The sequence below is a fragment of the Paenibacillus lactis genome (assembly GCF_017873605.1).
In the GTDB taxonomy this organism is placed as follows: domain Bacteria; phylum Bacillota; class Bacilli; order Paenibacillales; family Paenibacillaceae; genus Paenibacillus_AQ; species Paenibacillus_AQ lactis.
Map to the genome: position 1 here is coordinate 1 of NZ_JAGGKI010000033.1, position 13389 is coordinate 13389.

At 42.0% G+C, this 13389-nt stretch carries 13 protein-coding genes; 10 read left to right on the top strand and 3 right to left on the bottom strand.

Annotated elements, in window-relative coordinates:
* Nucleotides 1-98: 98 nt before the first annotated feature.
* Both J2Z18_RS29280 and J2Z18_RS29285 read right to left on the bottom strand, forming a co-directional pair.
* A complete protein-coding gene (locus tag J2Z18_RS29280; protein ID WP_007131083.1) occupies nt 99-1373 on the bottom strand; it encodes a M56 family metallopeptidase in 1275 nt (424 codons plus the stop codon).
* 9 nt (nt 1374-1382) lie between these two features.
* Entirely contained in the window at nt 1383-1757 is a 375-nt protein-coding gene (locus J2Z18_RS29285) for a BlaI/MecI/CopY family transcriptional regulator (RefSeq protein ID WP_007131084.1), read from the bottom strand.
* Nucleotides 1758-2047: 290 nt separating this feature from the next.
* Here J2Z18_RS29285 and J2Z18_RS29290 point away from each other — a divergent pair, with 290 nt between their 5' ends.
* The 5 genes from J2Z18_RS29290 to J2Z18_RS29310 all read left to right on the top strand — a co-directional run bounded on the left by J2Z18_RS29290 (nt 2048) and on the right by J2Z18_RS29310 (nt 4927).
* Entirely contained in the window at nt 2048-2554 is a 507-nt protein-coding gene (locus J2Z18_RS29290) for a hypothetical protein (protein WP_210095717.1), read from the top strand.
* 68 nt (nt 2555-2622) lie between these two features.
* A complete protein-coding gene (locus tag J2Z18_RS29295; protein ID WP_210095718.1) occupies nt 2623-2859 on the top strand; it encodes a hypothetical protein in 237 nt (78 codons plus the stop codon).
* A 144-nt stretch (nt 2860-3003) separates the two neighbouring features.
* Nucleotides 3004-3387: a hypothetical protein gene (locus J2Z18_RS29300; protein ID WP_210095719.1), complete on the top strand. Its 384-nt coding sequence runs from the start codon at nt 3004-3006 to the stop codon at nt 3385-3387.
* 365 nt (nt 3388-3752) lie between these two features.
* Complete coding sequence (locus tag J2Z18_RS29305) at nt 3753-4244, top strand: peptidoglycan-binding domain-containing protein (RefSeq protein WP_210095720.1); 492 nt, start codon at nt 3753-3755, stop codon at nt 4242-4244.
* Between the two features lie 44 nt (nt 4245-4288).
* The gene (locus tag J2Z18_RS29310) at nt 4289-4927 is read left to right on the top strand and encodes a hypothetical protein (protein WP_210095721.1); all 639 of its coding nucleotides are present in this window, start codon (nt 4289-4291) and stop codon (nt 4925-4927) included.
* Between the two features lie 353 nt (nt 4928-5280).
* Here J2Z18_RS29310 and J2Z18_RS29315 read toward each other — a convergent pair whose 3' ends face one another.
* Nucleotides 5281-5931 (bottom strand): MreC domain-containing protein, encoded by a 651-nt coding sequence (locus J2Z18_RS29315; protein WP_210095722.1) that lies wholly within the window; start codon nt 5929-5931, stop codon nt 5281-5283.
* Between the two features lie 488 nt (nt 5932-6419).
* Here J2Z18_RS29315 and J2Z18_RS29320 point away from each other — a divergent pair, with 488 nt between their 5' ends.
* The 5 genes from J2Z18_RS29320 to J2Z18_RS29340 all read left to right on the top strand — a co-directional run bounded on the left by J2Z18_RS29320 (nt 6420) and on the right by J2Z18_RS29340 (nt 13297).
* A complete protein-coding gene (locus tag J2Z18_RS29320) occupies nt 6420-6749 on the top strand; it encodes a nucleoside triphosphate pyrophosphohydrolase (RefSeq protein ID WP_210095723.1) in 330 nt (109 codons plus the stop codon).
* Complete coding sequence (locus tag J2Z18_RS29325; RefSeq protein WP_210095724.1) at nt 6730-9177, top strand: DEAD/DEAH box helicase family protein; 2448 nt, start codon at nt 6730-6732, stop codon at nt 9175-9177. The genes J2Z18_RS29320 and J2Z18_RS29325 overlap by 20 nt, the downstream gene beginning before the upstream one ends.
* Before the next feature lie 57 nt (nt 9178-9234).
* Nucleotides 9235-12387: a DUF3427 domain-containing protein gene (locus J2Z18_RS29330; RefSeq protein ID WP_210095725.1), complete on the top strand. Its 3153-nt coding sequence runs from the start codon at nt 9235-9237 to the stop codon at nt 12385-12387.
* A gap of 11 nt (nt 12388-12398) precedes the next feature.
* Complete coding sequence (mutT, locus tag J2Z18_RS29335; protein ID WP_210095726.1) at nt 12399-12800, top strand: 8-oxo-dGTP diphosphatase MutT; 402 nt, start codon at nt 12399-12401, stop codon at nt 12798-12800.
* Nucleotides 12801-12946: 146 nt separating this feature from the next.
* Nucleotides 12947-13297 (top strand): HIRAN domain-containing protein, encoded by a 351-nt coding sequence (locus tag J2Z18_RS29340; protein WP_210095727.1) that lies wholly within the window; start codon nt 12947-12949, stop codon nt 13295-13297.
* Nucleotides 13298-13389 lie beyond the last annotated feature (92 nt).

Consider the following 13389-nt stretch of genomic DNA (forward strand, 5'->3'; position numbering starts at 1 on the left):
AATTTTATTGTCAGGCTAGCGTCTTTAGGCGCAGTTTGGCAACAAGGGGTTATACCCCAAGAGCAAACCACCCGTTTGACGGGTGGTTCTGATTAGATTTATTTGAGCTTATCAATTACTTCAGAAGTGTAAATTCCATCTTCTTTAGTAACTTGAGTCTGTTCGGCTGGTGTGAGTTTTTCATAAGGAACCAAGTTGTCGTAACCTTTAGGCTCATAAAGCCCCAATTCTTTAGTTACTAATTCTTTCTCATCAGGTAAAAGAGCGTCATACTTAAAATAATGTATGCTTTGGGAGATTGTATTTGATGCAGAACCACCGATCTCTTCAATGGTTTGATTAGTAGCATCGTTTATTGTTGCTTCAGTTTTGATCTCAGGTGAATTTTTTGAAGCCCAAACGGCTGTAGATGCCCCGATTGCTCCAACAGCAATGATTGCCGTTGCCGCAAAGATTACGGTTTGTCTTTTCAACTTCTTCACACTAAGCATCATGATCAATCTCCTTTTCAATTGTTTGCCGTCACTGGATAAGAAGGCACAGAATTGCACGGGTAAATTCCTTGACCCTTCCATGACGTTCAAGATCGTCTCCCCATAGCGTTTTCGCTCGGCATAAGACATCTCTTTTACGACTTCTTCATCGCAAGAAAGCTCGCTCCATGTCTGAATGTCCTTGCGAAGAATGTGGACTAAGGGATTAAACCAGTGGATGGCGGACGCTCCCATCGCAAATGCTTTGACCCATATATCTTTCCGTTTTAAATGGGTCAGCTCATGACGGATCACCATACTCATATCCATATCCGCCGTATTTTCCATAGGGAGGTAAATAGCCGGTTTCCATAGCCCGACAAGGACAGGACTCCGAACAGCAGAACTGTATACAAGATGAACGTTGCTGCGCATGCCTAGAACTTCCTTCATTAAGGTAAGTTGTCTGTCAGCTTCACTGTTCTCTGGAACGGGGATGCGAGTTTGCTGTAATTTCCCTACAAACGTCCGATAGCAATACACCTGCCACGCTGCAAAAACTAAAGCTCCGATCCCCCACATACTCAAAGAGGCAAGGGCAATATCAGCCGAAAAATTCAGTTCTGGAATAGCCACTTTGGATAGATCAGGCTGTATTTGCTGCACACTCATAGGTAAACCGGATAAAGAAGGGTTTTGCTTCGGAGTAAAGAGCAACCCAAGACATTGCAGAACAAGAGCTACGGGCAAAAGATAGAAGCCTACGGACATTTTGCTAAGTCCGTAACGCCACTTTGTAGGGAAGGCATCGGTGGGTAATAGTCGCAACAATAGGATACAAGCTACAATGACACTACCCGCTACATTCAACGTAAACAGCAGTTCAAGAATGGTATTCATGAATGGCACCTACTTTCCCGAAAACCATTGCTTCAGTTCCACAATATCTTCATCCGAAAGCTTGTCACCGTCATACAAGGCTGCGATTAAATTTTTCACCGATCCTTGATATATTTCGTCCAGAACATGCTGCGTCTCGGCCAGTTTGTATTCTTTCGGTGTGATCAGGGGCGTATACTTGTTCGTTCGGCCATGCTTTGTTGCTTTAAGCGCTCCTTTATCAACCAACCGCGATAGGAAGGTGGAGATCGTTTGCGCTTTCCACTCCTTGCCCCGCCCAGCGAAAATATGCAGTAATTCGGTCGATGTGACAGGAGGGTCGCATTCCCAAATTACCTCCATGAGTTCCATTTCAGTATCCGATAGCTTTTGAATTTGGTTCACGGTGAACACCTCTTCAAATCGTTATGCGTCCATAACGAATCGTATTACTACACTACGTAGTGATTATAAATTACTACATCGTGTAGTGAGTGTCAAGCGATGTAGGTGGAATCATTACAAAATGTAGTACCAGGGGGGAGGCATATGTTTAGAGAAGATCAGTGACTTGATGGAGGTTCTCAGTTACACGATAGGTTGGGAGGGAATTGAGTACGCATATGATGACGAATCTATGTTCATTGATGATAGAATGGATACATAATTAACCATATTAGAAGGTTGGAGATTAGGTGAAGATAGTATATTTCAATGATACCGGTAAGGAAATCAATATCCACCCCGGAACGCTCTCACATGGGACCAAAACTTCAAGCGAACCTATTCAACCCCTTGAGGAAAGAGTATTTGAGCTGCCAGAAGGAACCTATCCTTGGATTATGATGTGCGAGCATGATGGTCAGCTTTCTATTTTAGTATCCGGTAAGCAGGACGATGAGCAGGAAGGAAGTCTAGATGAAGAGTATGATGATGAGGATGAATATTACGAGGAATACGAAGAGGCTGAAGAGTATGGAGAGTATGGAGATGATGAAGAGGAATCCGATCATGCTCGAAGGATTAAGGACGTCCGGGAGTATGCGAAATCTTCAGCGAACTTGGGGGCTGTGTTGTTTGTAGCAGGGGCAGCATTGACCTATTTTACGGATAGTAAATTGCCGCTTTATGCAGGAGCAGCTTTAGGTGCTGTATTCTTCTTAATTTCTTTGGTGGTTTTCATAAAGTCTTTTAGAGTCTGAAGGATATATAATTTGGCAGTAAAAGTTCTCACTAAAGGTGCTATAACCAAAGGAGAAGACGTTACAATATGAATCGATTTGTAATGATGTTACTCTTATTTTCGGCTCTTGTTGGCTGCGTCGGGGAACAGAATACCTTTCATGTCGAGGGTCCTGTAGAAGAGATTAATGAACAATCTTCACAAATTTACGTAGACGGATTCTGGCTGCCCGTTAAAAACATAGAAATTTACAATGTAGGTGATGTGATCAGTGCGGAAGTTAGAGTACTTCAGAAGGAGATCAATACATACCTGGAGGTATAAAGGTTAACAAAATAAAGTTAATTGAGTATCCCGAGAAATAAAACTGCCCAGAAATCGAATATCCTTAATCTGAAAGTAGATTGTTTGTAGTATAGACAAGAACATATTAATTTAAAAAGAATTCATTTATGGAGCTGAGAATTGATGTCTATATCAATGAAACTCATTGATATAGCGAAAGAATATGATCCCCCAATAGGAAAGGTTAAAGAACTTATCAAAGGACGGGAGGAGTTCATTACCAGGTTTCCCAATAGAACAATTGTCAGCCATACCAATCACGGAGTAAGTATACATTCCAAAGATACCTTCATCTATTGGCTGGAACGAATGAATATTCTAGCAGGAATTGGTGGCGGCAATTCCTCAAAATTCGGCATTTACTGTGCTAAGGACGGGAAATATTATCGGGGATACGGTAACAACAAAATTTTACTTGAGGGTGAAGATCTCCAAACGAGATTTAACGCTTTAAAGGCCTATATTCTGCCATTTATAAAGTCAGGGCTGGGAGAATCGAAGAGATAAGCACTGGCGGCGAGCTCTGGGTTATGGTTTTGTTAAAGATTCTTAATAGGAGAGGTTTTCGGTACATAATTTATGTTATGTGCTGAAAATACCCCTTCGTTTCAATTAATCAAATTTCTACTATATAAAGTAATTATGAATTTATTTTGGAATTACGCCTAACTATTGATTGTTTCTTTACGTTTTATACTATGAAGCAGCTATTAACTACTTCATAGATTATGAATTGGAGGTGAACATTTGCAGAGAAGGCTTCCTAAGCTCCAAAGGAGTAATTAGCAGACATCAGGGGATCTACTTGGATTTCGTAAGTCGTACAAGCCAATATTCAATCCCAAACTATTAAAAGAATACGAGGTGGAAAAATGAAAAAAGCATTTTCGAAAGTCTTATTGCTTGCTTCTTCTATTTCTCTATCCAGTATTATATTTTTAGGTACTGCAGCTGATGCACTTTTCAGGGAGGAGTTCCCAACACTTCGTTCCGGTTCTTCTGGAGGGTATGTTAGAGCACTTCAAGCTAACTTGTGGTCATCTGGATATCAATCAACAGTAGGGACGGTAGATGGCAGTTATGGTTCTGGCACTACAAATGCGGTGAAAGCTTTCCAATCAAGAGAAGGATTGACTTCAGACGGGGTTGCTGGCTCAGGTACATGGTCAAGGATGGATACTTATGTGATGCCTACTGGGGGGTATGGACAATACCGTTACCTTCATCCTGGTAGCACAACCTACGAAACTATATATTCATACTATGCGACTAACGTCGATGTAACTATGAGTTATTATCTTCAATACAGATCAAATGGAAATGTGGTAAGTTCTGGTTTAGTTTTCCAGAGATGGTTCAACTAATATTATTCGAATATACTCAATAAAATCAATAGGAGGATGAATACATGAAAAAGTCTATTCTAATTTCTTTAGGAATAGTGGCTGCTTTGGGAGCAAGCACTTCAATTTATGCTTATACCGCTGAACAACCGCTTGTAACAAATGTAAATGAAAGCAGCATATCTGAGTCTACACCGTCTGATTTGGAAGGTGTTGTTAATGAAAGCGATTTTACTGCAAATCAACTTCCTGAACCGGTTACTGTAAATATTGATATTGAAAATGCTTCGACTGATGATATCCATATTCCGTTAGACTTGGCAGATCGAACAATGTCTCAAGCAAATATAAGTACTGCGTCTAACAATTCTATTGAGAAATTGGTATTGGTAAATGAAACTGATTGGGGAACAAATGTAGACAAGCGAGTAGTCTATGCTACTAAGAGCGGATCAGAAGTAACGTTTTTCCAAGTAGACCGTGACCCAAATGTGTCTATTGACTATTTTAAAAATTTGAGCATATATGACTCTAGTGAAGTGTCCGTGATTGATATCAATGGATTCCAAGCAGTGACTACAGATGAAGGCCCAAGGAAAACGGTCCACATTGTTACAAATGATCATGTATTTACCGTGGGCACAGTTTATGAAGATGTGACTCTTGATTATCTTATCGAACTAGCAAAAGAAATTAAAGAGTGATGCCAGACAAAAGCGAAGGATCGATCTTACTTAGAATAATCATCGTTCGCTTTAATTGTCAGGCTTTACATTTCCAAACGCAAACAGAACCTGCCAGCCAATAGCCAGCAGGGTCTTTATGTGCCGCTGAAGTATTTCATAGCCCAACTAATAGACATGACGCAGCTGATTTCCATCATTAGGATCGGGTTCAAATGCGGATTACACACTGACCGGTATCCTAATATCGTTTTGACGCCTAAACATAGTCGGTAAGTATCGATATAAGCAAAAAAAACGACAGCGTTCAGATGCTGTCGTCGAATAGGCCCTCTCCCCTACATATTCTAAGAGCCACGGATTAAATATGACAGTTACTCTTCTTTAAACTTTATATTCGTTATTTCGGTTGTTGCGTTTCCGGATTTCCACTCCTCTGGAACAGTTTTTGTAGAGTAGAATCTGTCACTTTCTAATTGGAATGTATAGTTGGGTTTGAGTTCCTTATAGTCACTTGTAATGGAGTCATACACCGGATGATACGATTCTTCGGCGATATTGTTGCCTTTACCATCGTTGAAGTAAACTGTAACTTCGATCTCAGATATGGTTTTTTTTCCTTTGTTTTTGATTTTGAACACGACTCCCGGTACTTTACCGTCTAGCAAAGAATTTATCCATGTAGCCTTGAAATCATAAACTTCAAGCAAGTTGTTGATGTATTCTTCTTCTACAGTGCTGTTGTAGTTACTGCCTTGTTCTGCTTTCGAATTGACTTCACTGCGGTATAAGTCTAATTTCTTTTTTAATTGTTCATTTTCAGAGTGCAGTTGTTCGAGTTCAACAAGTTGTTTCGCTTGCTCATCTAACTTTTTCTTGTTACAGTCTAGGTCGGCTACTACAGCCGAGAGTTGATCAGACAGTTCACCTTTCTCTTTTTCTAGCGTATCGTAGTCACTTTGCGATACACAGCCAACGAGCAAAAATGGAATGATGCATACAATAATCGAAAGTTTCCTAAACATAGTTATCCTCCAATGTTTGTTCTCTCGTACATTATACCTAATTAATGAATAGGAGTTAAAATATGGTTAAATATGCCTATGAATGGAGAAAGGTTTTACAGGGCTTCCGCCAGGACAATTGGGACGGTTGATTTGCATATGTCACCATTGATGCATGGTGTCCTGCCCATGTGTTAATAACAACGGTAAAGCTTATTTTTCAATAAACAAAACAAGCTGACATCGATATCTACCCGATGCCAGCTTTTCTAATTTATGATTCAGTCAGATACGCACTTGCTCTCTGCCGAATGCTCGGTACTAGATTCATATGCACAACAGAACTAGATTCGCCATTCTGATGGGGTATAGAAGCCAGGACGGCACGGTATACATCAGGATATGATTTCCCGAGATAATAGGTTTCTGTTCCTCAGGTATCGCCTCTTAAATCCTATTGTTATGATACAATAGGAATACATAATTAACCATGTAAAGGATGAGAATCTATGCCGGTTTACAATAAGCTAGTTCGGGATCTGATTCCCCAAGTCATTGAAGCTACAGGCAAAGAATTTCGCACACGGATCTTGGATGAGGAAGAGTATAAGAAAGAATTGATCATAAAGCTTAAAGAAGAGTCGGAGGAATACTTTGCCGCTGAAAGTTCAAAGGAGTCGTTGGAAGAACTTGCAGATATGCTTGAGGTTATTCGGGCATTGGCGGTCGTACATGGAGCAACATGGGAAGAGCTTGAAGCTTTGAGAGAGAAGAAGGCGACAGCTCGAGGCGGATTCCAAGAACGGGTGTATCTAATCGATGTCGACGACAACGCTTAATGTCAAGCTAATTACGGAAAACTTAGCAGACGATTTAATCACCGGGATGCAGAATGCTTCCGGAATCTATATTATGACTTCGTTCGTTATGCAGTCAGGAGTGCGTTTATTGGCGCCCCATTTGAAAGGTGCGATCGAACGGGGAGCCGAGGTAAAGGTTCTCGCTGGGGATTATTTATTCGTTACGCAGCCTGAAGGCTTGCAGGCATTACGTGATATCGATCCCCTGTTGGAGGCAAGGTTATGGCGCAGTATGGGAACTTCCTTTCACCCAAAGGCCTATTTGTTTGACTACGAAAACGGTGAAGGGCTCCTTATCGTCGGTTCCTCTAACTTCTCCATGTCCGCCATGAGAATGGGGATGGAGTGGAACCTGGCTATGAATGCAAAGGCCGAGCCTTATACGTTCCAAGTCGCGCTTGAAAAGTTTATGCAAAACTTTTATCACGATTCTACGCTGCCGCTCAATGACAACACCATTTCTCTATATGAAGAGGAATATCGAACGTATCATCGCAAAAACCCGGAGTTAATTCGAATGATAACCGAGATGGAGGAGAATGAGTACCGAACTGAAAACGCTAGCGATCCTGTTGAGGATAAGGTTTCTGAAAACGAACAAGGGTCTATTCATCCACGTTTTGCTCAGATTGATGCTCTTGACGCTCTAGAGAGAACGCTAGAAGAAGAATATGACAAAGCCATGGTCGTTATGGCCACCGGACTCGGAAAAACCTATCTAGCAGGCTTTTTCGCCCAGCGTTTTCAACGGGTATTATTCATTGCGCATCGAGAAGAAATTCTTTATCAAGCCAAACGGTCATTCCAGCGCATCATGCCGGACAAAACCTTCGGTATCTATAACGGTGTCAAAAAAGAAGGGAACGCGGATTGCGTGTTTGCCTCAATCTACACGCTTGGAATGAAGAAGCACCGTGAATCGTTCGCACCGGACGGATTTGATCTTATCGTGGTGGACGAATTCCATCATGCAGCTGCAAACTCATACCAATCGGTTATCCAGTATTTTAAGCCGAAGTTTTTACTTGGCATCACGGCAACACCAGACCGAATGGATGGGAAGGATGTGTATGCCCTTTGTGACGGCAACGTCGCCTACCAGATTCATTTCATTGAAGCCATCCGTCGCGGCTGGTTGTCCCCATTCCAATATTACGGTGTCTATGACGATACAGATTATTCATCCATTCGGTGGATCGGAACGCATTATGATGACGAGCAGTTGACTGCAGCTCAGTTGAGAGAGTCGCTGGCAGACAAGATCTACGATGCCTGGAACGCGCATAAGCAAACACGGACGATTGGCTTTTGCTCATCAATCCGACAAGCGGATTTTTTGGCGGGGTATTTTCAAGACAGAGGAATAGCTGCGGTCAGCCTTCACTCTGGAGCCGTAGGAATTACAAGAGGAGAGGCGATAGACCGTCTAGATAGAGGAGATTTAGAAATCATATTTACGGTAGATTTGTTTAATGAGGGAGTAGATATTCCTAGTGTGGATACCCTGCTTTTTGTCCGACCGACCGAATCCTTAACCGTCTTTACACAACAGGTTGGCCGGGGACTGCGGTTATCGGAGCGAAAGACGCACTGCACAATCATTGACCTCATCGGTAATTATCGTAATGCGGACGTGAAGCTTCGATTATTCGCAAATGACGGTGAAGGAAAGAAAACGGCAAAGGAACCGATCATCCCGACTGTGCCAGATGGATGCGAGCTCCATTTGGAGACATCTGTTGTTAACCTTCTGGATGAACTAAGTCGTAAGAAACTGCCGCATCGCGAGCGTCTGCACCGTTCTTTCCTGGATCTCAAGAATGAGCTCGGTCGAATCCCTACATATTTGGAGCTTCACCTTCATGGCAGCTCGAACAGCTGGGAATATCGGAATGAATTCGGTTCTTATATCGGATTTCTCCTCTGGGCAGAGTGCTTAACGAAGGAAGAAGAGGAGATTTATTATCAGTATGAGGCTTGGATACGTGATGTCGAGAAGACTGTCATGACCAAGAGTTATAAAATGATCGTGCTCCTGTATATGCTCGAGCGTGGGACCGAACATTGGGCAGAATCGGTTACTCCTCAGGAAGTAGCGCCATTCTTCCATGGGTACCTAATGGAAAAGGAATACCGGAGAAGGATCGATTTCTCCGATAAGGATTCGAAGCGTCTCTGGGAATACAATGAGACCGGCGTTAGCCAGCTCATCGAGCGGATGCCAATGACAAAATGGGGCTCGGCTAAAGGAAGCATGACCCGCTTCGAGGATGGTCTGTTTAGTCTAAGAATTGAACCTGCCCCCGAGCATCGATCCATTTTGCATCGGTGGACGAAGGAAATCTGCCTATATAGGCTGCATCATCATTTTGAACGTAAAGAGCAGAAGCAGAGACCCCTTCAGTGATGAGGGGGTTTTCAAATATTAAATCGCTTGCTCAAACAATTAAGGAGTTGCTGCTATATGAAAGAGGGCCTTTATGAGCAGATTATAAATAATCTTACTAGAAGACGGTTATTGACTTTGGATAGTTCCTTATACGAAATTGGGATTGAGCCATTAGATCCGGAGGAAGCGCGCAAGGTGCTCTCTAATTACTTAGGCACCGTGATTCGTAGAGCATTGAAAATTATTCGGGAAAGTAGCAATGATGATGAAGCACTCCTGTTACAGGTACGTGCCTGCAATGAAATTATTGCCACTCTGCGTAATACACTGGACAATGAAGAATTAAGGGAATGGCAGCTTGATGAACAGGGTGAGGTTTTAACCTATGTCTATTCCAAACTAAATCATATTCGAGGTATCAAAGAGTCTAAGGTTCATCGACCTACAACTCCTTTGTCTCAAAGTTCATTGTTTACGGGTTCCCATTCGGAACCTAATATGATGAGTGAGCTTAAAGCAGAGATTATTACTTCGGATCAGGTTGATCTGTTGGTTTCTTTCATAAAATGGAGCGGGCTACGTTTCCTAATGGAGCAGTTAGAGGAGTTCACGGCAAATGGAGGCCGGTTACGTGTCATAACAACGACCTATATGGAAGCAACGGATTACAAGGCTGTGACAGAATTAAGTAAACTCCCGAACACAGAAATCAAAATCTCATACGATACAGAGCGAACACGGTTACATGCGAAGGCATATTTATTTAAAAGAGATACTGGATTTACTACGGCTTACGTCGGATCATCTAATCTTTCGAATCCTGCGCTTACGAGTGGTTTAGAATGGAACTTAAAGGTTACGGAGAAGGATTCTTATGACGTCCTACGAAAGATAGAGGCAACCTTTGAGAGTTATTGGAACGATCGTGAATTTAAAAGTTTTTCCTTTGCGGATCAGGAGCATCAATTGCTTCTCCAGCAGGCACTTGGCAAAAAGAAAGAACATGAGCGAAATCAGCTAACCTTCCCATTTACCCTTACGCCTTACGATTACCAGAAGGAAATCCTTGAGAAGCTCGAGGCTCAGAGAGTGATATATGGAAGAACGAGAAATCTACTAGTGGCGGCTACGGGAGTAGGAAAGACGGTTGTTTCTGCTTTCGACTACAAACGGTTTGCCGACCGGAATCAAAAGTCGAGATTACTTTTCGTGGCCCATCGTGAGGAAATTCTAAAGCAAAGCTTGGACACCTTCCGTTTTATACTGAAAGACCTAAATTTTGGGGAACTTCACGTAGGGAGTAACCAGGCCGATTCGATTGATCATCTATTTATTAGTATTCAAAGCTTCAATACTTTAAAACTTACTGAAAAAACCACTCGGAACTTTTATGATTACATCATCGTTGATGAGTTTCATCATGCCGCAGCCCCTTCTTATCAAAGGCTACTGGCATATTATCAGCCACAAATTTTATTAGGTTTGACAGCTACGCCTGAGCGAATGGATGGGAAAGATATTTTGCACTACTTTAATGATACAATTGCAGCAGAGATTCGCCTAACAGATGCCATTGATCGAAAACTGCTCTGCCCCTTTCATTACTTCGGTGTGACGGATAGTGTCGATTTGTCTCAGGTCAAGTGGTCAAGGCGAGGATACGATCTAAATGAGCTTGAAAATTTATATTCCCATAATAAAATTCGGGCAAGCCAAGTTATAAACAGTCTAAAGAAATATGTAACCGATTTGGATGAAGTGAAGGGCCTCGGTTTTTGCGTGAGTGTTGCTCATGCACTTTACATGGCTAAAGTTTTCAATGAGTCGGGGATAGCCGCGATTGCCTTGCATGGAAAGTCAAGTAACGATGAGCGGAGCTCTGCAAAGAGAAGATTAGTGTCAGGGGAAATCAAAGTGATCTTCGTTGTAGATCTTTATAATGAAGGGGTAGATATACCGGAGATTAACACGGTTTTATTCCTTCGTCCCACCGAGAGCTTAACCGTATTCTTACAACAGCTTGGCCGTGGACTTCGTTTGGCAGAAGGAAAAGAATGTTTAACGGTTCTTGATTTTATTGGGCAAGCCCATAAAGAATATAATTTCCAGGAGAAGTTTAGGGCTTTGCTTGGTAAAACAAAGCATTCTATACAGCATTATGTCGAGAATGGTTTCTCGAGCCTGCCACGTGGAAGTTTTATTCAGCTTGAGAAGCAAGCTCAGGAATACATCCTGAGAAATATTAAGCAAACCACAATCAATAAGAGAAGCCTTATCGAGAAGCTAAAATACTTTACAGAAGATACTGGATTAAGCCTGACACTGGATCATTTTACTCGATATCACGGGATGAGTCTTTACGAGTTTTACGGTGGACGTAACGGGAAACGGACATTCCGAGGATTGATGGCTGAGGCGGGTTTGATCGAACCATTCGAATTCGAGGATATGGAGTATCTGACAAAACGTATTCCAGCTTTATTAAGCATAAACTCCCGGAGACTTCTAAGTTTTTTAATCGACTATCTTGAGGATCCAGGGAAATCTGCCCATACAGAAGAAGAACGACTGATGTTAAATATGCTTTATTATACCTTCTACCGATCAGAACCGAAGAAACATGGGTTTCTGGACATTAACCAGGCTGTCCAGTCTATTGTTTCCTGTAAAGAGTTTAGGGATGAGATCATTGAAATATTAAAGCATAATTACGAACACATTAACTTTGTAGATAAAAAGAATGAGTTCCCATTCGTATGTCCATTAGACTTACATTGCACATATTCGACGGACCAAATTTTAGCGGCTTTTGGTTTTTGGAATGAAGACAAGGCCCCAGCCTTTCGCGAGGGTGTTAAATATTTCGAGGATAAGAAAACGGATATTTTCTTTATTACGCTAAATAAATCCGACAAGGACTTTTCTCCTTCTACTTTATATGAAGATTACGCCATCAATGAACGGCTGTTTCACTGGCAAACACAAAGTCGTATTTCGGAAGAAACGAATACGGCTAAGCGATATATCCATCATAAACAGACCGGGAACAGAATTGCATTATTTGTCCGTGAATACAAAGAGGAGAATAATTATACTTCGCCTTTTGTTTTCTTAGGAGAAGCCGAGTATGTGAGACATGAAGGCAATAAACCAATGAGTATTGTGTGGAGGTTGAAAGAAGAGATGCCTCCGGAATTAGTTCCGGCAGCAAATAAAGCTATTGGATAGGGAGTGAATCGATGCTCGCGGTAGCAGCGGCCATCATTGAAAATGAAGTCGGCCAAATCTTAATAGCCAGACGTAAGATGGGAAAGGCTCAAGAAGGCCTATGGGAGTTCCCCGGTGGCAAAATCGAGCCTAATGAATCGGTTGAAGATTGTTTAAAGAGAGAACTGCTAGAAGAAATGAATATTCAAATTCAACCGTATGAGTCGTATGGTGAACATGACCATTATTATGGATCGACACATATTCGCTTGTATGCCCATAAGGCTGAATTTGTGAGTGGCGAAATAATGTTAGTTGACCATGACGAGTATAAGTGGGTATATCCACCAGAGCTTGGAGAGTATGAATTTGCTCCGGCTGATGTTAAATTCGTAGAGATGTTAAGAGGACATTCAGCAGAGTCCATGGATTAATCCATGGGCTTTTTAATTTTGAGAACATGCATTCGCTGACAAACAGCTGCTCATCCTGAGCTTTAAAATAAGCTTATCAAGATTGAGGCTGAATATCCGGAATACATAAAGTACAGTTTCGGGTTAGAAACGGAGAGTAGATATGCATGGAACAAAGGTTTATTGCAATAACCGGGACATCGCATTATTTCGGCGCAGGTTTTTTGAAGCCGGGGATGGTCGTGCAGCTTATGAAAGATCCGGGCAATCCGTATGACGAGGAGGCGATCCAGGCGGTGATTCCTCCGCTTGGAAAGATCGGCTACGTTGCGAACAGCACGCATACGGTGCCTAAGGGATGTCGGAGCGCTGGTCGGATCTATGATTCAATTGAACAACAAGTTTACGGTGTGATCCGGTTTATTGTGAAGGATTTGGCCATTGTTGAGCTTATGGAAGGAATAGCATCACTCGATATATTTCTCCAAACAGAACATCAATCTTTTCCCTGGAAATGAGGAAAATTGGCGTATTTTGTTTTTTGTTGCGGATTTAGGAAGGGGACAACGGGAAATTTGGCGAATGTAGGTATATAGAATTACAAGGGAGG